Source organism: Vibrio agarivorans (assembly GCF_030409635.1).
GTDB classification, from domain to species: Bacteria; Pseudomonadota; Gammaproteobacteria; order Enterobacterales; family Vibrionaceae; genus Vibrio; species Vibrio agarivorans.
Map to the genome: position 1 here is coordinate 407126 of NZ_JAUFQF010000002.1, position 21167 is coordinate 428292.

General features: G+C 44.7%; 17 protein-coding genes. 13 read left to right on the forward strand and 4 right to left on the reverse strand.

All coding sequences use genetic code 11. From position 1 onward, the window contains the following. Positions 1-20 precede the first annotated feature (20 nt). Positions 21-839 (reverse strand): ABC transporter substrate-binding protein, encoded by an 819-nt coding sequence (locus tag QWZ05_RS07290; RefSeq protein WP_290297588.1) that lies wholly within the window; start codon positions 837-839, stop codon positions 21-23. A gap of 321 nt (positions 840-1160) precedes the next feature. Between QWZ05_RS07290 and QWZ05_RS07295 the strand changes: the two genes are divergently transcribed. The 7 genes from QWZ05_RS07295 to QWZ05_RS07325 all read left to right on the forward strand — a co-directional run bounded on the left by QWZ05_RS07295 (position 1161) and on the right by QWZ05_RS07325 (position 9547). After that, complete coding sequence (locus QWZ05_RS07295; RefSeq protein ID WP_290297590.1) at positions 1161-2618, forward strand: sigma-54-dependent transcriptional regulator; 1458 nt, start codon at positions 1161-1163, stop codon at positions 2616-2618. Positions 2619-2688: 70 nt separating this feature from the next. Continuing rightward, complete coding sequence (locus tag QWZ05_RS07300) at positions 2689-4671, forward strand: sensor histidine kinase (RefSeq protein WP_290297657.1); 1983 nt, start codon at positions 2689-2691, stop codon at positions 4669-4671. A gap of 25 nt (positions 4672-4696) precedes the next feature. Beyond that, positions 4697-5458, forward strand: a complete 762-nt coding sequence (locus QWZ05_RS07305; RefSeq protein ID WP_264876883.1) for a DUF4344 domain-containing metallopeptidase — start codon at positions 4697-4699, stop codon at positions 5456-5458. A 208-nt stretch (positions 5459-5666) separates the two neighbouring features. After that, entirely contained in the window at positions 5667-6779 is a 1113-nt protein-coding gene (locus QWZ05_RS07310) for an HlyD family secretion protein (protein WP_264876882.1), read from the forward strand. Beyond that, complete coding sequence (locus QWZ05_RS07315; protein ID WP_290297592.1) at positions 6769-7794, forward strand: DUF2955 domain-containing protein; 1026 nt, start codon at positions 6769-6771, stop codon at positions 7792-7794. The genes QWZ05_RS07310 and QWZ05_RS07315 overlap by 11 nt, the downstream gene beginning before the upstream one ends. Positions 7795-7824: 30 nt before the next feature. Next, positions 7825-8913: an AI-2E family transporter gene (locus QWZ05_RS07320; protein ID WP_264876880.1), complete on the forward strand. Its 1089-nt coding sequence runs from the start codon at positions 7825-7827 to the stop codon at positions 8911-8913. Next, positions 8882-9547, forward strand: coding sequence for a potassium channel family protein (locus tag QWZ05_RS07325; protein WP_264876879.1), 666 nt, complete (start codon positions 8882-8884; stop codon positions 9545-9547). Before QWZ05_RS07320 ends, QWZ05_RS07325 begins: the two co-directional genes overlap by 32 nt. An 83-nt stretch (positions 9548-9630) precedes the next feature. Here the strand turns inward: QWZ05_RS07325 and QWZ05_RS07330 are convergent, their stop codons facing one another. Both QWZ05_RS07330 and QWZ05_RS07335 read right to left on the reverse strand, forming a co-directional pair. Further along, positions 9631-9801, reverse strand: coding sequence for a hypothetical protein (locus QWZ05_RS07330; RefSeq protein WP_290297594.1), 171 nt, complete (start codon positions 9799-9801; stop codon positions 9631-9633). A 120-nt stretch (positions 9802-9921) separates the two neighbouring features. Continuing rightward, a complete protein-coding gene (locus tag QWZ05_RS07335; protein ID WP_264876877.1) occupies positions 9922-10308 on the reverse strand; it encodes a DUF2306 domain-containing protein in 387 nt (128 codons plus the stop codon). Between the two features lie 237 nt (positions 10309-10545). Between QWZ05_RS07335 and QWZ05_RS07340 the strand changes: the two genes are divergently transcribed. From QWZ05_RS07340 to QWZ05_RS07365, 6 genes are all read left to right on the forward strand, one after another. Beyond that, a complete protein-coding gene (locus tag QWZ05_RS07340; RefSeq protein ID WP_290297595.1) occupies positions 10546-15405 on the forward strand; it encodes a response regulator in 4860 nt (1619 codons plus the stop codon). 83 nt (positions 15406-15488) lie between these two features. Next, a complete protein-coding gene (locus QWZ05_RS07345) occupies positions 15489-16265 on the forward strand; it encodes a tetratricopeptide repeat protein (protein WP_290297597.1) in 777 nt (258 codons plus the stop codon). A gap of 11 nt (positions 16266-16276) precedes the next feature. Further along, complete coding sequence (locus QWZ05_RS07350; protein WP_435433660.1) at positions 16277-17899, forward strand: mechanosensitive ion channel family protein; 1623 nt, start codon at positions 16277-16279, stop codon at positions 17897-17899. Between the two features lie 122 nt (positions 17900-18021). Further along, positions 18022-18942 (forward strand): ParB/Srx family N-terminal domain-containing protein, encoded by a 921-nt coding sequence (locus tag QWZ05_RS07355; RefSeq protein WP_290297599.1) that lies wholly within the window; start codon positions 18022-18024, stop codon positions 18940-18942. A gap of 124 nt (positions 18943-19066) precedes the next feature. Continuing rightward, positions 19067-19618, forward strand: a complete 552-nt coding sequence (locus QWZ05_RS07360; protein WP_290297600.1) for a prepilin-type N-terminal cleavage/methylation domain-containing protein — start codon at positions 19067-19069, stop codon at positions 19616-19618. 11 nt (positions 19619-19629) lie between these two features. Beyond that, a complete protein-coding gene (locus QWZ05_RS07365; protein WP_290297602.1) occupies positions 19630-20193 on the forward strand; it encodes a YceB family lipoprotein in 564 nt (187 codons plus the stop codon). Between the two features lie 30 nt (positions 20194-20223). Here the strand turns inward: QWZ05_RS07365 and QWZ05_RS07370 are convergent, their stop codons facing one another. Then, positions 20224-21111, reverse strand: a complete 888-nt coding sequence (locus QWZ05_RS07370; RefSeq protein ID WP_264876871.1) for a DMT family transporter — start codon at positions 21109-21111, stop codon at positions 20224-20226. Positions 21112-21167: the final 56 nt, after the last annotated feature.

Consider the following 21167-nt stretch of genomic DNA (forward strand, 5'->3'; position numbering starts at 1 on the left):
TCGACTTTCCGTTATTTAGGTTATTCAGATTGCGCGTTGGCGATAAACAACTGCTCACCGTTTAGACGGAAGGCATTGATCAGTGCTTGTCCACGATCGCTGACTAACCAATCACTGAACGTGCGTGCGCCTTGTTCGTTTAGGCCTGAGTATCGATCAGGGTTAACAAGGATCACTTGATATGGGTTAAACAGACGCTCGTCGCCTTCAAGTATAACACTGAGATTGAGGGTATTTTGATAGGCTAGCCAGGTGCCTCGGTCGGTTAAAGTGTAAGCTTGCATTTCAGATGACATGTTCAGTGTCGGTCCCATGCCCTGACCTACAGAACGATAAGCAGAAAACGTCGGTTCTGTGTTGCTGCTTTCCCAAATAGTGAGCTCTTTTTTATGTGTACCCGAGTCGTCACCGCGTGAGACGAATAACGCGTTGTGCTCTGCGATTTTGCGGAATGCTTGCGCGACTTGTTTAACTTTATGCACTTTAGCAGGGTCAGACTCTGGGCCAACAAGAATAAAGTCGTTATACATTAAAGGTTTTGGTTCAATACCATAGCCTGCAGCAACAAAGTCTTGCTCTGCTTGTGGTGCGTGTGTCATCAGGATATCCACATCGCCATTTTCCCCCATTTTCAACGCTTTACCTGTACCAGCGGCGATGACATCGACATGATAGCCGGTCTCTTTTTCAAACTCAGGCAACAAGTGGTCAAGCAGGCCAGAGTGATAGGTACTGGTGGTAGTGGCAAGGCGTACGCTTGGTAGTTCATCAGCAGAGGCAAAAGTACTGCTGATCATTGCAAGAGACGCAACGAATAATGAAAGTAACGGCTTGTTCATGGGGATCCTTATTCCAATTGAGAGTGCATGGGGCGTGCAGTTTTCATTAATCAAACAATGGGGTCATGATGATAATAGTCACATAAAACGCAAGCATGTTTAGCAAACTCAATGCCAGCTCTTTTTAATCTATAAATTAGTCATTAACCTTATGTTTTATAGGTACTTTATCGTCTATTTATTTATGAGTACAGACTTGTTGTCGCCAAGCTAACATTAAAGAAACTTTGAAGTGAGACAAAATGTCGCACATAAATGATGGGTAATCCTAGAATCGTTGGTACACTCTGTCTCATAGAGATAAATAGTACGATATCAATTATGCCAACTCCCTTTGAAGTAAATTCCGCTAAACCCCACAAATTTGAAGCCTTTTCTGTTTTGGTTGTCGATGATGAAGTCGGTATGCAGAACATCTTGCGTAAAGCCCTGGGTAAATGGTTCTCAAAAGTTGACACCGCTTCAAGTGTTGAAGAGGCCGAGCAACTGCGCACAGACAATCACTATGATCTCATTATCTTGGATATTAATCTGCCTGGTCGATCTGGCATTGAGTGGGAAGAGGCCTTTCAGGATGACGGCAAACGTGCCGATGTGATTTTTATGACGGGCTATGCGGATCTGGAAACGGCGATTTCAGCACTGAAACTCGGTGCGAGTGACTTCATTCTTAAACCGTTTAATCTTGAGCAGATGCTACAAGCGGTGCAGCGTTGTATGGATAAGCGCTTGGTTGAACGCGCCCAATATGCGCTAAAACGAGACTTTGAGCGCCGCGTGAATACCGACATTATTGGTCAATCTCAGCCCACTCAGCAGCTAAAACAGTTAATCAGCCAGTTTGCCCCCTCGCGAGCTTCGGTGTTGATTGAAGGTGAGTCTGGTGTTGGTAAAGAGTTGGTGGCAAGGGGGATTCACACAGCGAGTGAGCGTCAAGGCCCCTTTGTGCCGATTAACTGTGGTGCTATTGCCCCAGAGCTATTGGAAAGCGAGTTGTTTGGTCATACTTCTGGTGCGTTTACTGGCGCGAAGAAAAGTCGAGAGGGACTTTTCCGAGTGGCCAATAACGGGACTTTATTTCTAGATGAAATTGGCGAAATGCCCCTGAATATGCAGACGGCGCTGCTGCGGGTATTAGAGCAGCGAACGATTCGACCAGTTGGTGGTGAGAAAGAGATCCCTGTTGATGTGCGAGTGGTTGCCGCGACTAACCGAGATCTAAAAGCGCGAGTTGATGAGGGGAAGTTTAGAGCGGATCTCTATTATCGACTCAATGTATTGAAGATCGAAGTGGCCCCGCTGAAAGCACGTAAGCAAGATTTGCATGAGTTAGTGCCGTATTTTGTTCGCCAGTTGTCTAGAGAGCTCGGGATGCCTGACCCTAACTGGGCGCATGAAGATATGCTCGCGCTTGAGGCATATGATTGGCCAGGCAACGTGCGTGAACTAAAGAATTTTATTGAGCGCAGTTTATTGTTGGCAACGCCACCTGCGCATCACTGGCGCATGTTGGGTGCACAAGATCCTCACCAATGTGAAGGCTCACAAGATACATCGTGTCGTGAAGAAGAGCTATCGAATATCAATGATAGCTCTTCTTCAAATGGCATTGGCTACCCGAATGAGTGGACGCTTAAAGCCGTTGAACGGGCTCATATTGAACAGCTAGTGGCGTTTCATGAGGGCAATAAATCGGCAGCTTCGCGTGATCTCGGAGTCGCAAGAAAGACGCTAGAGCGTAAGTATAAAGAGTGGGACTTCGAACAAGATGACAACTAAGTTACCCGAGCCAAAGCACAAAGCTCCGATATTAAACTGGATTGCCAAGTGGCGATTTCAGTTTCAAACCATGGTGCGCTATCGGTTACTGGTTCTTACTTCCGCGCCCATTATTCTTACCTTATTGGCGTTAATTGGCATCACCATCTATTGGTCTATTCACTATACGTGGAATAGCGCGCTTGTTGATGTTTCAGAGCGCTTAGGCGCTGCACGTCAAAGTGTTGAGCTGATTCAAAAGGCGCAAAACCAAAGTGTTAAATCATTCGTCAACTCCTATGAGTTTCAGACCCGTTTAAGAGAAAATTACTCGGATGATGAACTTGTGCAGTGGGTTGCAAGCCAATCTCCAAACTCGCAATTAGATTATCTACGCTATATTCCCGCTGATACCCCCAAAAAGCAGCTTAGGTATCTCAATTTGGTCAGAGACGAGGCCTTTTTCGATGTGTTGTCGCCAGATCAACTTAAAGAGATTAGCCCTCAATTAGCGCAGGCCGCAGAGATTCATGAGATGCAAGACGGCAAGCTAGAGGGGCGCGGATTAGTAATTCGCTCGCTGCTTCGAGTACATTCACCTGCAGGAGAGGTCTTAGGTTTTATTGATGGCAGTCTATTGTTAAACAACAGCACAACGCTGGTGGATGAGCTCAGAGATATTATCTATTCATCACAATATGATGCGGTTCGGCCCACAGGCACCATGACCATTTTTTTGGATGACTTACGTGTTAGCACCAATGTCCCTCTGGATAGCACAGAGAGTTTAGGTCGGGCAATTGGCTCTCATGTTTCTGATTCGGTAAGAGAAACGGTGTTAGACAAGGGAGAAGCGTGGGTTGATCGCGCGTTTGTCTACGACGCTTGGTACATCAGTGCTTATCAGCCGATTCGAGATCGCAATGATCAAGTGATTGGGATGTTTTACACCGGTTACTTACTGTGGCCGTTTGTGAAAACGTATTTTACCACCTTGGTTGAAATTGGCTTGATTACGCTTGGACTCTTATTGGTGTCTGGTTTGATGGTGTATCGTGGCTCTCGAGATCTGTTTCGACCGATTGAGCGTATCCACCGTGTTGTTAAGTTGATTCAACTGGGCAAACAGAAACGTATCGGAGAGCTTGGCCTCGACCCTCACCATGAGCTTGCTCAGTTGGCTAAGCAGTTTGATAACATGCTCGACCTACTCGATAAGCGCCAATCAGAAATTGAAGAGGCAGCCTTGGTTTTAGAAGACAAGGTGCACCAGCGCACAGCCAGTCTCAAAGAGAAAACCGAGCAACTGGAGTTCCACATCTCACTGCTCAATCAAACTCGCGATAAGCTGGTGACGAGTGAAAAACTCGCGGCTTTAGGTGGCTTAACGGCGGGCATTGCACACGAAATCAATAACCCAACCGCAGTGATCTTAGGCAATGTTGAGCTTCTCAAGTTTGAGCTTGGTGATGAGGCAAGCCGAGTCGAAGAGGAGATCGAGGCGATTCTGGCACAGATCGATCGGATTAGAAATATCACTAAAAGCCTACTTCAATATAGTCGTCAGGGTGGGATTCAAGACGAAATCACATGGCAATACGTCAACCCCATTATCGATGAGAGTATCACCTTAGTGAAAGCGGGTGCGAAAAAGCGCGATATCGTGTTTACACGTGATTTTCAGGCAAGTACTTCAGTCGAGGTTAACCGTCACCAGCTGTTGCAAATTTTGGTCAACTTACAAGTAAATGCTATTCACGCGATGCAAGGCAAGGGTGAGATTATCATTCGCAGTCGTGACTGGTGTGAGCAAGATGAAATTTTGGGTGCGATTATCGATATTAAAGATGAAGGTTGTGGGATTAAGCCAGAGCAACTCAAGCGAATTTTTGACCCATTTTATACTACAAAGCGGGAAGGCACGGGGCTTGGGCTATCAGTTTCTCAAAGCCTGTTAAGTCAGACCGGGGGGGAGATCCGCGCCGAGTCTGAATGGGGTAAAGGCAGCTGTTTTAGCGTTTATTTACCTAAGAAAAGTGAAACTAACCTTACTATTAATACATTAGAGTCATAAGCAAACTAACGACAGGGATGGGTCAATGAACACTTATGTGAAATCTTGGCTAAAGCCAGCGTTCTTCTGTGCAGCCGTTCTTTTGTCTTGGGTGGCCCAAGCAAATATTGAAATTCGCTACGAGGCAGCTGAAACTGAACAGGATAAAGTCAGCCTTGTACAAATCAAACGCCACCAAATTCCACAGCAAGTAGTGGCGCTTGTGGACGACACCCTCGAAATTGATGCAGACATTGTTTTACTTTTTGGAGGGGAGGACGGCCCCTTGTTCGATCCTCAGAAAACACTAATTCAGATTCCCTATGCCTTTATTAGTGAGGTGGTGGACCGATTTAAGATTCCGGAACTCGAGATGACGGAAGAAGAAGTTCAGCAGGCACTCGATGGTGCACTTGCTCATACCCTACTGCATGAAATCGGTCATGCGCTCGTTTTTGCTAATGAATTGCCGGTTCTCGGTAAAGAAGAAGATGCGGTGGATAGCTTTGCGACCTTATGGTTGCTGGAAGGTTTTGACGATGGGCAACAAATGGCTCTCGATGCAGCACTGCTTTTCGCATTGGAAGATCAAGATATTCCAGAGTTTGAAGAACAAGATTTTTGGGATGAACACAGTCTCGATATTCAACGGTATTATCAAACTTTGTGTTTAGTTTATGGTAGCGACCCAGAGCGGATGCAGTTAGAAACCGAACTTTATGATCAGGAGTTTATCGAAGAACGCTCGGAGATTTGTGTCGAGGAATTTGAAATATTAAGTACCAATTGGCAAACACTCACTCAATAATTTTTGTACTTGGCGCAAAGTGGTAAGCATCTCTATGTGAAGCCGTCATAATACCCCTCAAGCAGTTCACTACGTATGAGAGTAATTTCTCTCATCACGTGCGGATTTTGTTAATAATTTCAGTGTGTTTGCTTGACGCACCGAAGATGGGTTCTATTCTTTTTTATAGATGCATATCAATTATCTATGGATGGATTAAGGCAACCTTATGTCTGATGAAACATTGGAAAAAGATAAGACCTCAGTAGAGGTCTCTGAAAAAAATAACAAAGTTAAAAAAATCACCAACTATCTTCTTGCAACTATCGTTTTTTTACTGATTTTCAGTATGGTTTGCGATCGCATCATCCCCATCACGGATCAAGGGCGTGTTAAAGCCTATGTGGTTCCGATAAAACCGCAGGTTTCTGGACAGGTGATGGACATAAAAGTCAAGCCCAATCAACTTGTTGAAGAGGGTGAGGTGCTTGCTACGCTAGATAAGTCGGATTATGAGATAGCGGTTGCTCAGGCAGAGCAAAACCTTGAAATTGCGGGGCAAAATGTGGGGGCTCAAACTGCCAGCATCGCCTCAGCTCAGGCAAGGTTAACATCAGCATTAGTCGAGCGGCAAAATGTGCAAGTTCAAGCTGCGCGTGTTTTAGCCATGGCGGAAAAAGGTGTGGTCTCGAAAGCTGATGCGGACAAAGCGAGAGCCTCACTAGCTACCGCAAAAGCGAATGTGTTGAATGCTGAAGCTGACCTAGACAAAGCGAAGCAACAGCTGGGGGAAGATGGTGAAGAAAACTCCCAGATCAAAGCCGCCCTCCTGGCGCTTGAGCAAGCTCAACTCAATTTGGAGCGCACTGAAATCAAAGCGCCGACACCTGGAGGCGTAACGAACTTTAGTCTTTCTGAAGGTTTCTATGCTTCAGCGGGGCAACCAATGATGACCTTTGTATCAACCGATAACATCTGGATTGAAGCCTACTTCCGAGAAAACAGCTTAGGTAACGTTAAAGCGGGAGATAGTGTTGAAGTGGCACTAGATTTTGTGCCGGGTAAAGTGCTAAAAGGGCGCGTAACGAGTGTCGATTGGGGCATCGACTGGGGACAAAACAACCAAGCAGGTAAACTTGCCCAAGCAACGACTCAACAAGGCTGGCTGCGTCAAACCCAAATGTTGCCGATAACGATTGAGTTTGAGCGAGAAAAAGCGCAAGGGCTGCTCCGAGTGGGTGGGCAAGCTGATGTGATTGTCTATACCGATGATGGCTTCTTTTTTAACACCATCGGCAAGCTTTGGATTCGTTTGAAGGCGCTGTTGTCCTATGCAAGATAACCTCGCAGCAGAGTCAGAAGCACAAAGAAGGACAATACGGTTTATTGTTGGAGTTGGCATTGCCGTATTTGCGGCTGCCTATTTCAACTGGAGCCTTGCCTTTGTTGCGCCAGTGTTTACTGCTAAGTTTTTGATAGAGAAACCGAGTCTTAATAGCCAAACGGTTTATGAACTGGTTATCGCACTGGTTGTCACGATGTTTCTTGGCATGATGTTGACCGGTGGTATCACACAATATCCTTTAATTTTGATGCTGCTTGTCGGGCTCATGATGCTGTGGGGATATTATCTGTTTACTGATCCGAAATGGAATCTGTTTGCGTCAATCTTGCTCATAGCTGTACTACTGTTGCCTTTTATGGCGATTTCTAACCCGAGCATTTCATTCGTGCTTGCGAAAGGGCTATCCTTTTCCGGCATTGTGGCCATTTTAGTTTTTGCATTGGTGCATATTCTTATCCCAGAGCACAACAGAGACTTCAAAGGGTACGCTCAGCCTCAGATCTCGGACCAGCAGCGTTGGCATGCTGCGTTTCGCGCCATGATATTGGCCTTCCCTGTGGTGTGTTTCTTTTATGTTTTTCAGATCACATCTGCACTGCTCACCATGATTTTTATAGCCATTTTGTCATTACAAATCACGGGAGAAAAATCCATCAAGCTCTCAGCGTTTCTCGTGATCAGTAATGCAATAGGTGGTGTATTGGCCACTATCATGTTCTCGATATTGACTGTGGTACCAAACCTCATTTTCTACACTCTTGTGACTTGCTATATGGCTGCGGTGATGGGGAATAAGATCTATACCATCCCCGCTAAAGCGCCGGTTTATGTGACCGCCTTCAGTACCTTTTTAGTTCTCGTTGGCAATACAGTGAGTAGCACTGGGGGGGATATAGACAGTAATACCTGGGTTAGGATTTTACAGCTCGTAATGGTAGGACTTTACATGATAGTAGCGTCCTTCTACCTCGAAACTCGAGATTGGAAGTTCTTGAGAAATCAACATGCATAAAGATAAATCAAACGTAAGTTGGGAAACGATATGGACATAAAAGACGATTTTTCAAAACAGGCAATCGATGCTGCAATAAAAATTGGTGCGATAGCCATCTTGCTAATTTGGTGTTTTTCTATCTTAAGGCCTTTTTTAATGCTCGTGATCTGGGGGGGAATTATTGCCACAGCTCTCTACCCATTGGTGATCACTCTTCACAATAAAACCGGGTGGTCTGAGTCGAAAACCAGTTGGCTTTTGACCTTAGTGGGCGTTCTACTGCTCCTGTTACCCCTGATTGCATTGTCTACCGGTATCTATACCAATGCTTCCGATGTCGTTACAGGAATTCAAGATGGGTCGTTTGTGATTCCTCGTCCGCCAGAGGGGATGCGTGATTGGCCAGTCGTCGGCGATAAGCTTTATGCCTTTATCAATCTTGCCTCGACAAACCTTGAGGCATTGTTTGCTAAGTACGGTGATCAAATCCGGGATTTAATGGGCACGATTGCAGGGGTGGTTGGCTCGATTGGTGGTGGCTTTGTGCAGTTTATCGTCTCAACGATCATCGCTGGTGTGTTTATGTCTAATGCTCAAAAGTGTGAGTTAGCATTTGTGCGAATTGCTGAAAGGCTTGCGGGGGAACACGGTAAAGACCTTGTGTCTCTGTCTAAGTCAACGGTAAGAAGCGTTGTGCTAGGTGTCATTGGGGTTGCTATCATTCAATCGATACTATCGGGTATCGGTATGGCGTTTGTTGGTGTACCTGCACTAGGGATTTGGATGCTCGCGGTATTGCTAATAGCAATCATGCAATTACCTCCTGTCATAGCGTTATTGCCTGTTATTATTTATGTTTTCTCAACCAGTAGCTCCACTGTTGCAGTGATATTTTTAATTTGGTGTTTGCTGGTGAGCGGCAGTGATGGCGTATTGAAGCCAATGCTATTGAGTCGAGGCTCTGATATCCCAATGTTGGTTCTTCTATTGGGTGCGTTAGGTGGCATGGCAATGTCAGGGTTAGTTGGATTGTTTGTTGGGGCTGTTATTTTGGGTCTTACATATCAATTATTTACCGTTTGGTTGGGAATGAACGAAGGTGCAGATGCGCAAGAAGAAGATCACAAGGCAGGATAACTTTTACTTCCTGTACTTTGCATTAATCGCACTGTTCTTTGCGAGTGCGGTAGCGCAGCAATTTAACCCGGAAGGGCAAGAATCAGTCCTCTTTATGATGATTGTATGCCTTGCCTTTTCAATCGCGGGGATTAAAAGAGAGAGTGCTTTCTATCGCTCTTGGTATGGTGCTTTGTTGCTTCTTGCTGCCTTATCCGGTTTATTTGAATATTTTCAAGAGTCGAAAACAACGGTTGTTACGCTAATGGCTTTGCTAGCCTTTGTCGTGTCACAAACGTATTCGGCGCTAAAGCAGGTCTTTTCGACGCGAGAAGTTCATTTAAACCAAATTGTTGGCTCCATTTGTGTTTATATGCTGATGGGCCTTGCGTGGGCGATTATATATCTGATTCAGCTAGAGCTTTTTCCTGATTCATTTAATGGCTTAGAAAAAAAAGTATGGATGCACAATTTGTTCGAAGCGCTCTACTTTAGTTTCATTACATTGACGACAGTAGGTTATGGTGATATTTCTCCAGCGCTGCCTGTACCTAAGTTCTTTGTCTTCATGGAATCTCTGACGGGGAGCTTCTATGTGGCTATTTTGGTAGCGAGCTTGGTCAGTAGTCGCTTAAGTCAGGCTGAGCAAAGATAATACTTCGAGAATAATAAAATGCATAAAGGGGTATGAGTGCTTAGCTTATACCCCTTTGCTTTTTATCGGTACGTTCATTCAAATCAACGAGACACGTAAAAGTAGATCTTAAGGCCAATCCATACCAGTGCTTTGCCAATGAATCCAAGGACTCTAAAAGTAGTAGACAAGATGGCGCTTAGAAGTTGGTAGCTCCCTTGCATAATGACAAATAGATCAGAGTGACGAAATTCAGCAAAAGTGTTTTTGAACATAAGGGCTCGTTTGAGAACTCGCTTGAGAACTCGCTTGATAGGTAATGAACGAGCAAGATAATAGTGTGCTTGTATTGATTTAACTTACCAATTTTCGCCAGCGCAGCTGAAAATAGGTATCTAACCAAATATCAGGGAATTAAGCATGCGGCCTGGCATAAAAGCAAAGAATCCAGCGATAACAAACCCGCCAAGATAAACATTGAGCATAGTGACTTTATGCATTAACACATTACCCTGCCGAATGGCGATATAGGCTCTTGGAACACTCAGTATCACCACAATAGACAGTAGGTGTATGAAGCCAAAGTGATCGTAGTAGGTTGGTCCAACGCGTGCTGGCATAGCAAGGGAGATCACCGAAGAGGCAAGTAATAGAAATGCCGTAAAGCGCCCCACGGTTTTGTGGGTTTCGCTGCCCTTTTTGATAAAAAGAATAACAGTAGCAAACAGGAATGCAGGAAGGATCGTTGCCAAGTGCAAAAAAGCGAGTGTTTCGTATTCCATGGTGAACTCCTATGCAATCATACACTTAATAGTTAGGTTATATTCCTCCCAATTTCTAACTAAAAAGCATAAATAATGAGCTTGTATCATAAATGATAATCACATTCCTGACATTGATTATTTGATGAAAGCCCTCTGTATTCGATTTCTCCGACTATGCTAAAAAGAGCGTTAATTCATATGATTAGATAAACAAATTCGCTAAGCAGGTTAGGCTAGATATTTCAAGGATTGAGAATGAGTTGGATCAAGGTATGGCGACATATCGTCGTTGCTGTGTTCGGGCTAATGGTTGTATGCGGGTCACTGCTGTCAACGGCGTTGGCGAAAACGATCGACCTAACAGAAGCGGAAAAGCAAACGCTTGACCAGCGTGGTGTCCTCACTGTTGCACTTTTTCCCAGTAACTATCCCTACTCATTTATTGACCAGTCTGGTGTGTTTAAGGGAGTCGTAGCCGCTTATTTGGATGAGTTGGAAGCGTATTTAGGCCTCTCTTTTCGTCATGAGTTTTTCAACAATTTGGCACAAGCTAAACAGGCTTTATCTAACGGAGACGTTGACCTAATCCCATTCCCAGTCGCGAAAGACCCAAGTATATACGCACACACCGAACCATTTTGGAGCTTTGAACGGACACTCGTTGGCGCAGAAAACTCTGCTGCAATCATGACGCTTCGTCAGCTCAAAGGCAAAACGATAGCGGTTGCCAAAGGCGCACCACTGCCAAGTTGGTTTAGTGATAAGGGAGATGGGATAAAAATTGAGGTCTATGACGACTTACCCAATATGGTTGAAGCGTTAGTCGATGGCGACGTAGACCTTCTATTTGGTGAGCCGATTTCGCTGATAGAGTTTGGTCAACAGATGGGCAATGAAGCGCTTAAAGTGGTGAGCTTGGGTCAGCAAGGAATACGTTATTCAACGGGAATGACAATGCGTCTTGAGGATGAACCCATTGTCAAACTGCTTGATAAGGCTCTTGCCCATATTTCCAACAACACGCATAACAAAATCGCGTCTACTTGGCTTGAGGGCGCAGCAAATAAGATAGCCTTGCCGGGAGCAATGGGTTTTGGCTTACCACCTTATTTGTACGCACAAAGCTCAGGATTAGGGCTTGAATATGGGCTTTTACAGCAGATATTTTCACGCATGGGCTATCAGGTTGGCAATGTGACCCGCATGACACCTGATAACTTAGATCTAGCGATGCAATCAATCACGGGTTTAGCGTTCACATCGAGTATTGTGGAGAAGCAAGAAGGGCGCATCTATAGCGATGCGATAACGGAACTTGAGTATGTTGCGGTTAGTTTAAAATCACGCTCGATTCAATTGAGTAATGCAGAGAAGTTGAAAGTAGGGGGCATGATCTACGAAGGGCACTCTCCGAGTCAGATTGCGTTTGATCAACTGTTGTCCCAATATCGATTTGCTGAAACTCAAGATATAGCCGGACTCGAGCAAGGCTTTAGCCTGCTGAACGATAATGTGTTGGATTTATTGATGATCGAACGACGCGTCTTAAATTGGTATATCAACAATAGTCCTCAAGATCTCGATCTTTTTTATCAGCATCGCAACTTCTCAGTGTCCTTTCCCATTTATGTTGAGTTTGCCAGTGAATCACTAAGAGATCGTTTTAATATCGCCTTGGCTGATTTTGAAAATGACGAGATTGAGTACAACCGCTTTTTTGCTTCGCATATGAAAAGAAACCTCAACGGTCAGATCAAACGAGCAGAGCTATTGGCTGAAATCTACGCTTACCACCTGTTTTACGGTGAGTTGGCAAAGTTTGACTACGTTCTGAGTATTTTTGATACCGCCTTTGATATCGTCGCGATAGAGGGGTTTGAACAAGGCCGTTTAGACCCGAGTGTGACTTGGAAAGCAACGGAAGCTGGAATGATAAAAGTTGCTCAGATAGATAAATCACACTTATCTTTTATTGATATGGATGCGGTTTTTAATGGTAGCTCTGGCGAAACAAAATTAGGGAAATTGCGTATCTACCTTGATATGGCAAAGTTGATATCAAATCACGCTTACATTCCGGCACTTTCGCTATTTGAAGAGGTAGAGCCGAGGCTTTTTGAATACATTAAGGGGCTCTATGCCCAGTCCAAATTGACTGGTCAAATTCTTAATCTGACGCCACGTGAAGTAGCTTGGATAAAAAGCAACCCGGTGGTCACTCTCGGAGTCGACCCACATGCATTGCCTTATGAAGGTATCACTGATAACAATCAGTATATCGGCGTGATTAATGACTATCGGATGCTTATCGAGAATAAAACAGGACTAAGTGTCGAGCCTGTGTTAGTCAATCACTGGGGGGAGACAGAGGAAAAAGCGAGGCTTGGCGAGCTAGATATGATCTCTGCTGCGGTTGAAAATCGGCATTTCAGAGTCAACTACCTACCTTCTCGCGGCGTTTTTTCGAGTAAGCTTGCCATCGCATCGAATAAAGAAAACGCCAGAAGCTTAACCTTGAGCAACTTAAAAGGATGGAGCGTCGCCATTGTCTCTGGAGCGTCTAATACCCAGTATCTGATGCACAATTACCCACTAATCAAATGGCAAGCGGTAGAGAACACAGAGCAAGCTATGAAAATGCTTGATAAAGGGGATATCGACGCGGCAATTGATACGATTCATGTACTCAATTATCAAATTAATATGAGTGGCTATACTGATATCAATATCGTTGGTCGTTTAGATTACCAAGTGACGCCAACCTTCCATGTACTTAAATCCAATATTGAGTTGATGACCATATTGGATAAAGTGATAAGTCACATTACTGCGGCAGAACACAGTAAGATTCTCTCTAAATGGTCTACGCCGAAAACGATTGAAAAAATAGATTATCAGGTGGTTTATACCGTCTCATTTTTCGCTCTAGTTATCGTTGCCCTGATCATTTTTTGGAACCGAAAACTACAAGCTCAAATTGTGATCGCCAAAGAGGCAAAGCGGCAAGCTGAACAGGCACAAGAGATGATGTATGAGATGCTCGATACCTCCCCTGTTGCTGCTGGACTCATCAGTGATCAAAAAGCGATTTATACCAATGAACGGGCAAAAACCTTATTTGAACTTCACGGTGTCTCATTAGAAACCTTTGATATTACCTCTATCTACACGGATATCCGTATCCGTGAAAAGATGTATGAGCAGTTAGCTAAGGATGGGTTTGTATTCAACCAAGAGTTGGAACTTTTGACCCAATCTGGGAAGCCTTTTACCGCATTGACCAGTTATTACCTACTTCCCGAACATGACGGTAAGCAAGACCTGATTTTTTGGGCGTATGATATTTCGGATTTGAAGCAGCTTACAGTCGCACTCGATCAGGCTCGAGAATTAGCGGATAGGGCAAATACCGCGAAATCAGAGTTCCTTGCCAATATGAGTCATGAAATACGGACACCGATGAATGCGATACTAGGCATGTCTCATCTCGCACTTACTGAAGTTCAAAGCCCCACGGCTAAAGGCTATATCGAAAAAGTGCATCGCTCTGCACAGTCTTTACTACAGATAATTAATGACATTTTGGACCTGTCTAAAATCGAGGCGGGCAGTATGGGCCTTGAACATATTCCATACTCGCTCGCTGACACGGTTCAAGATGTACACGATATGCTGCTGGTGAAGGCGCAAGAGAAGAATCTCAGGTTTAGATATGATATCGACTCTTGCTTGCCCTCTGGGCTCGTTGGTGATCCGCTTCGCCTATCACAGGTGCTTTTAAACCTAGTAGGTAATGCCATCAAATTTACCAATCAAGGAGAGGTTCTCATTCAAGTCTCAGCTAATGAGTTGAACGAGCAAGAGTGTTGCTTCCGCGTTAGCGTGATTGATTCTGGCATCGGTATGACCCCGACACAAATGCAGGGCCTGTTTGATGCCTTCACGCAAGCAGATTCATCGACAACACGTCGCTATGGAGGGACAGGCCTAGGCTTAAACATCAGTCAAAAGCTGGTGGATGCAATGGGAGGAAATCTTGAGGTTGAGAGTGAGTACGGTAAGGGGAGTCAGTTCTATTTCACTCTAACCCAGCCTGTGGCTCAGTTGTCTGAAAAATCAGTTTCTGCGTCGCCACAAACTGTGTTCAATGGGCAGTCAGTGCTCTTGGTTGAAGATAACGACCTCAATCAAGATTTAGCCTTGGCGCTTCTTGGTAAAGCACAGTTAGACGTCACCGTCGCTGACAACGGTCAGCTGGCATTAGAAGCGATAGAGCAGCGTAGCTTTGATATTGTGCTTATGGACTTACAGATGCCAGTGATGGATGGCTATGAGGCGACTCAAGAGATACGTAAACGAGGTTATACGCTTCCAATACTCGCCATGTCGGCAAACATCATGCAAGACTCGAAACAACGTGCCTTTGATGCAGGAATGAATGGCTTCGTAGAGAAACCGATCATTATTGAGCAGTTGATAAGTGAGCTCAGCCGGTTTATTAAGCCTCAGGCAAGCGAAGCACGCACTCTTAGTAATCGAACTGATGTACATTTTGAGCATGATCTGTTTAGTGAGCAGCAACTACTTCAATCGGTATCAGGGGATAAGTCGCTGGCTATGCAGCTATTGACTCGCTATGCAGCGCGCTTGCAGCATTTCGAGGTAGATTTCACCACAGCAGCACAAAGTGATGAAAATAACGCATTGGAGCGTTTTGCCCATACGCTAAAGGGTAACAGTGCCACGATGGGGGCAAGCCAAGTTGCCAAGGCGTTTTCTGATTTAGAACTTGCCGCAGCTCACAATAATAATGAACAGATCGATACTTGCTTCACTATACTCAAAACACAGGTTGATAGGTTATTACCCGTTTTAGAACAGTACCTTGGTGAGAGTGAGAACGAACCTTCGGGTAGCCAATTACTGACTGCTCAGCAAGTCGCCACATTGAAAGCGAGTATCGAAGAATACGACATTGAAGCATTAAAGACATTGCGAAGTTGGCAACAAGAATATCAATTGGACCAACAGGAGATTCAAGCTCTGGTCACGGCATTGGAGTGTTACGATTTTGACAAAGCGCTCCAATGCTTAGAGGAGGTTAAAGTTCAGTAAGGGAACGGTCAATGTCGTGATTTGGTAAGTTTTTTGTTCATCTGCGCGTTAAAGTAGCGCGACTTTGTTGCTCAATGAGATGCATGATGAAACCAAATTCTGCCCGAACCTCACGTTCTATTCAGTATGGCCTCACTGCGGTGGTATTGATTTGTGCTTTATGTGTTTATTCCGTTAAGACATTTGCCAATGATTTGGCTATAGAAACCGATGCGTCTGATGTGATGTCGCAAGCGGAATATCAAGCCACATTGAATAACCGTGATGATTCAGAGATCACCTTACATGGGGCTCAGGCTGGGATTGCTCATGCGCAGGCGAAAATGGCGTTGTTGTATGAACAAGGCGATAAAGTAAAGCAAAGCGATGAAGAAGCCCTGTTTTGGTTTCAAATGGCGGCGAATCAAGATCATCCTCAGGCCCAGTATAACCTAGGTCTGATGCTGCTTGATGGGCGAGGAGCGGAGCAAGATCTGGCAGGTTCAGAATATTGGATTGAACGGGCTGCCCTACAGGACTACTTGCCAGCAATTTTACATTTGGCGCGAGGTGCAAATATCCATTCGCCCCTGCAAGAACAGGAGCTTCAATGGTTAACGACCGCCGCCGAGATGGGGGATGCAGTCTCACAATTACAGCTGGGTTACTACTATCTAGGGCAGTACTCGCTCGGGCATAACTTGTCTAAAGCGGAATTTTGGTTGAACAACGCAGCTAAGCACGGTTTGTATGATGCGCAATCAGCGTTGATTGAGCTGTACACATTATCGATTTATCAAATGGAAGACGAAGAACTTGCTCACCATTGGCGCCAAATCGCGGCGTTGAGCGCGGTGAGTTTAGAGTCGGATAAGAAGTAAAGGGAATGACAATGAAATTAATGAAACAGTGGCTAACGGCACTCACCATAATGTGCTTATCGTTTGCAGCCTCCGCTTCGATAGAGCGAATTACAGAGGTGCAAGACAAATTGACTCAAGACTTGGTGACACTCCAACAGGCCTCTGACTACGACCAGTCGTTTTTGGAAGATGTCCTTCGTCGCAAGAACCAAGCCTTGCGAGAGCGAATGACTCAATATGCAGCAGGCACAGAGGTAGATGAGGAGTCGTTTAAAGCACTACTCCAAGGTCAAATTGACCTAGTTGATGGATTAATTGAGTTCAGTGATGCCGATTTTGGGGCGTTGGCTGAGGCGAGCCGAAAAGTCGAAGGAGAAGAGAAACGCATCCTTGAGTTAAAAATGCAGCGTCGTAGTCGTATTTTAGATACCTATTTCAGTCAAATCACCTCATCGATTCAGTTAGCCAATCAATATGGTTTAGATGTCGCTGCTCTAAAAGAAGAGACAGAACAAGCCTTGATTCAGCGAGCAGGTTTTCTTGCTAATGTCATTCTCTACATTGATACCGAAAAGCAGGAGACTGAAGGCCGTCTTAAGTTTGTAAATGACACAGAAAAAGAAGAGCTGAATAACCAAATAATTCGCTACAACGAATACACATCAACGATGGTTATGGGGTTACAGGCGACGACTGGCCTGATGGAGAACTTTGGGCTCAATGTGGGTGAGTATAAGCAGCTGCTGCTGACAACCACTGGGGACATTAATGCGGATGTGTTAGACGTTCGCGTTGCGTATGGTTTGTTTGAAGAGTGGATGGTGTCATTCAAAGAGTGGGCATTCGATAATACCCCATCGATCATTGTGAAGCTGACATTGTTTTGTGTGATTTTGTACCTCACACGAGCCATCTCAAGAGTGGTGAGCAAAGCGGTGCGCAAGAGTGTGAAGCACTCAAAGATGGACTTTAGCGTGTTGATGCAAGATTTCTTTGTTTCAATGGCATCTAAAGCTGTGGTCTTTGTCGGTGTTTTGGTTGCGTTGTCTCAGGTCGGTATTGAGTTAGGGCCCCTATTGACCGGTTTTGGTGTTGCGGGTGTGATTATTGGCTTCGCACTACAAGACACGCTCTCTAACTTTGCTTCTGGTTTGATGATCCTTATCTATCGTCCTTATGATGTTGGCGACATGGTAAAAGTGGCGGGTATCCAGGGCACAGTAAATAACATGAGCCTCGTTTCTACAACCGTACAAACGATCGATAACCAACGCTTGGTTATCCCAAACAACAAAATTTGGGGTGATGTTATCAACAACATTACTGCAGAGCGCGTACGTCGTGTCGATATGGTATTTGGTATTGGTTATGGTGACGATATTGACAAAGCCAAGAGTATCTTCAATGAAATACTTCAAAGCGATGAGCGTGTGCTGAAAAGTCCAGAGCCGGTTGTGAAATTGCATACACTTAATGAGTCTTCAGTCGACTTTGTGGTGCGTCCTTGGGTAAAAACAGATGATTATTGGGATGTATATTGGGATGTAACGGAAACAGTGAAAAAACGCTTAGATGCAGAAGGCGTCACCATTCCATTCCCACAACGCGATGTACATATTTATCAGCACGCAGTGGATAGCAAAGAGAGCTAATTTAACAGCGGGCTTAAACTTCAAAGACACTCTTGGTTGTAACCAGAGTGTCTTTTTTTATTCATCTTTTTGAAATGGCGCATATTTATGGTGACAGCTTCAGAAAACGGAGAGTCAAAACCATGTTGAAAGCCCTAACCTATGCATTAACAGCGAGTACCTTATTTGTTCTGCCGAACGCCTTAGCGAATGATATCGCTCAAGGTGATGTGATTGAAGTCGAACTCAATCAAGTCATCCCAACGCAACCATCCGTTGGCTATGATCAAGTGTATTACAAGCTAGGTCGCTTCGAACATGATGAGAAAAAGCTGTTTGACGAGATCTGTGAGGCCAATGGTCAACGTGGTCTGTCTAGTTTTGATAAAGAGACATCTAACGCCCACGATTCAACAACATTTGAGTGTAAAGAAGCTGTGGGTGAGCGTACAAAGGACATGAAAACCATTGTAATTGCGCCTAATGGAGATTACTACTTAACGGATGGTCACCATACGTTTAATGTGTTTTGGACCATGCCTGAAGGCGGTGAAGACTTTCCTGTCCATGTCGTTGTAGACAAAGATTACCGCAATTTGGATTCCATGGATTCCTTCTGGGATGCGATGATCGCCGATGGTAATACATGGCTATTTGATAGTGAAGGTAAGGCGATTGTACCGAATGCGTTGCCTCAATCGTTGGGCTTAGAGAATTTCCAAAATGACAGCTATCGTTCATTGATGTACTTCTCTCGTGACGTGGGTTGGAACAAGCCTAAGCAGCCAGTCCCATTTTTGGAGTTTTACTGGTCTAAAGAGGTACGCCAAGAGATTGACTTGAATGATTATGATCTGGCAAGCAAGCAGGGTTACACGAAAGCGATTACAGATGTTAGTCAGTTCTTGCTCTCTCTAGATACTAACGATGTTGGTGGTTCTAACAAATCCGCAAAAGAGATGGGTCAGTTTGAAGAGTTCCAACAGAAAGGGCTAGATAAACAGCTTCGCGAGGGTAAAGGTAAAGTGTCTTACATGATTAACTACAAGACCGCACTCAACTAATCCAAACGGTATTCGATTAGAAAAGCCAGCTTCAGATAGCTGGCTTTTTTGCATCTATTTTTCGCCTTACTCGAAAAAACAGCTTCTTATAGTAGACTTAATTAGAGTGACTAAGAGGGCGGGAATGGTGCAAGACGATCGGAATCAACTCAATGTAAACCATCAAGGCTTTACCTTAATTGAGCTTGTTGTGTTGATAGTCATCTTGGCCATACTGGCGGTGGTGGCTTTGCCGAAATTCGTCAATCTATCAACCGATGCTCGTCAAGAAACCATGCATACTGTTGGGGCTGCAATGCGTTCCGCTTTAGAATTAGTTCATAGTCAAGCCGTGGTTGAGGGACAAGACATTGAACAGGGTCAGATCTATATTGGAAACGTGTTGCTACCCCTTTACAACGGCTATCCAGCTGTTGACGGAAGTGATAGCTTTGATGAGTTAAATGAACAGCTTAAAGCTTGGATGACCATAGATAGCGTGAGTAAAACAGCGATTATTGCCAATCCAGAGGCTGCGCCTTTTTTTACCGATAAATCCTCCAGCCAAAATCAAATCTATATCTTTTTTAGTGATGCTCCAACAGAAGGAAATCGAACTGAATACGGGTGTCAGGTTAGGTACCAAAACCCTGAAGGGGGGGAGGTATCAGTAAGAGTTCTTACAGATGAATGCTAGATGGGAATAAAATGACAATAAAAATCGAGAGTTTCAAAAAGTGTTTAATATTGGGCGTAGCAATCGTATTTAGCGGGTGTGCCAGCTACAGTATTACCGAGCAGGAAATGACAAATTATCTGCAAGACAACGTGAGCTTAGAGCAGTCTCTTGGGGTTGAAAACGTGATGCACGCACAAGTCTCTGTGGATGATCTTGAAGTCAAAATTGGACGCGCAGATGCAGACCGTATCTCTATTTTTGCCAACACTAACGCAGATGTACAAATGCTCACTTTGCAAAAACTTGGGCTAGATCTCGACTTGGAGTTTAGTGCCATACCTCATTACGACCAAGACACGGGAGAGATATTCCTGAAATCTCTGCGCCTAGAAAAGTTAGACGATCACAACAACTTACTCACGCCCGAAATCAAACAGTTTATCGAGCCTGCGGTCGCTTTGATTGGCACAGCACTCTCTAACCAGCCGGTTTACAAGCTCGATAGTGCCAAAACCCAAGAGGCTTTACTGAAGTCTACGGACCCACAACTTGTGATTAAAAACAATAAGTTGGTCATAGAGCTATTTAATTAAATAGCGCAGTTGTTGGGGGGTATTGTTTGATTATGTGCCTTGCTTGGCATGGAATAGAGCACGAGGGTTGAAGCCTGTCACCATCATGGTACCGGACAATATCAAGCCAGTGCCCAAGATGGTATTGAGGCCGATTGGCTCATCAAGGAACAAATACCCCCAAAGAATACCGAACATAGGAATCAAGAAGGTGACAGAGAGAGCAGAAGCGGCACCTTCATCGGTGACTAATCGGAAAAACAGCAAATAGGCATAGCCAGTACACACGACACCCAATAAAACGACCGATGTCCACTCAATAGGTGTTGGTTGTCCTCTCATTGGCATAAAGAACAGCAATGGGATCATCCAAAGCGTTGCCGCCCACATGCTGCCATGAGCGTTATCAAACGATTCGATGCTCGGCGCAGTTTTGGTGTAATTGGTGGCGAGTCCATAGCAAAACGCCGCCATGATGCCAGCAATAATAGCAGGTATCGAATGCGCGCCAATTCTTGCTCCGTCGATCCCAACCAAAATGCCTACCCCGATAATACCAATTAGAAGTCCGACTCCACCTGTACGAGTGAGTAGAGTTTTATGCCAGAAGAAGGCGATGATTGCCCCCCATATAGCGGCAGTGGAGTTTAAAATCGATAAAGTAGAGGCGTTAAGTGTCTGTGCAGCGTAGGCAAAGAGCGTAAAAGGTAATGCGGTATTTAGAAGTCCGAGTGTGAAGAAGTGCTTTTTATGTGGGACAAAAGCTAAGCGTTTCTTTAAATACAGTGATACGACAAAAAGGCTAATCAAAGCGAAGCCGACTCGAAACTCAATCAAAAATGCTGGGCCAAAGGTGTTAGCAGCAATACGTGTAAATAGAAACGAGCCACCCCAAATAGAGGCCAGTAACACGAGACGAAAGAAACTTGAAGCAGACACCGACACCTCCTGTGTCTTTAGATTAAGCTTGCTTGATATGAGTGGCCAGAATAGCA

Bases quoted from the DNA above. Each gene is read 5' to 3' on its own strand.
- QWZ05_RS07320 (WP_264876880.1), top strand. From the start codon at position 7,825: ATGGACATAAAAGACGATTTTTCAAAACAGGCAATCGATGCTGCAATA.
- QWZ05_RS07305 (WP_264876883.1), top strand. From the start codon at position 4,697: ATGAACACTTATGTGAAATCTTGGCTAAAGCCAGCGTTCTTCTGTGCA.
- QWZ05_RS07355 (WP_290297599.1), top strand. From the start codon at position 18,022: ATGTTGAAAGCCCTAACCTATGCATTAACAGCGAGTACCTTATTTGTT.
- QWZ05_RS07325 (WP_264876879.1), top strand. From the start codon at position 8,882: ATGCGCAAGAAGAAGATCACAAGGCAGGATAACTTTTACTTCCTGTAC.
- QWZ05_RS07365 (WP_290297602.1), top strand. From the start codon at position 19,630: ATGACAATAAAAATCGAGAGTTTCAAAAAGTGTTTAATATTGGGCGTA.
- QWZ05_RS07295 (WP_290297590.1), top strand. From the start codon at position 1,161: ATGCCAACTCCCTTTGAAGTAAATTCCGCTAAACCCCACAAATTTGAA.
- QWZ05_RS07315 (WP_290297592.1), top strand. From the start codon at position 6,769: ATGCAAGATAACCTCGCAGCAGAGTCAGAAGCACAAAGAAGGACAATA.
- QWZ05_RS07300 (WP_290297657.1), top strand. From the start codon at position 2,689: ATGGTGCGCTATCGGTTACTGGTTCTTACTTCCGCGCCCATTATTCTT.
- QWZ05_RS07290 (WP_290297588.1), bottom strand. From the start codon at position 839: ATGAACAAGCCGTTACTTTCATTATTCGTTGCGTCTCTTGCAATGATC.
- QWZ05_RS07340 (WP_290297595.1), top strand. From the start codon at position 10,546: ATGAGTTGGATCAAGGTATGGCGACATATCGTCGTTGCTGTGTTCGGG.
- QWZ05_RS07345 (WP_290297597.1), top strand. From the start codon at position 15,489: ATGATGAAACCAAATTCTGCCCGAACCTCACGTTCTATTCAGTATGGC.
- QWZ05_RS07360 (WP_290297600.1), top strand. From the start codon at position 19,067: ATGGTGCAAGACGATCGGAATCAACTCAATGTAAACCATCAAGGCTTT.
- QWZ05_RS07350 (WP_435433660.1), top strand. From the start codon at position 16,277: ATGAAATTAATGAAACAGTGGCTAACGGCACTCACCATAATGTGCTTA.
- QWZ05_RS07330 (WP_290297594.1), bottom strand. From the start codon at position 9,801: ATGTTCAAAAACACTTTTGCTGAATTTCGTCACTCTGATCTATTTGTC.
- QWZ05_RS07310 (WP_264876882.1), top strand. From the start codon at position 5,667: ATGTCTGATGAAACATTGGAAAAAGATAAGACCTCAGTAGAGGTCTCT.
- QWZ05_RS07335 (WP_264876877.1), bottom strand. From the start codon at position 10,308: ATGGAATACGAAACACTCGCTTTTTTGCACTTGGCAACGATCCTTCCT.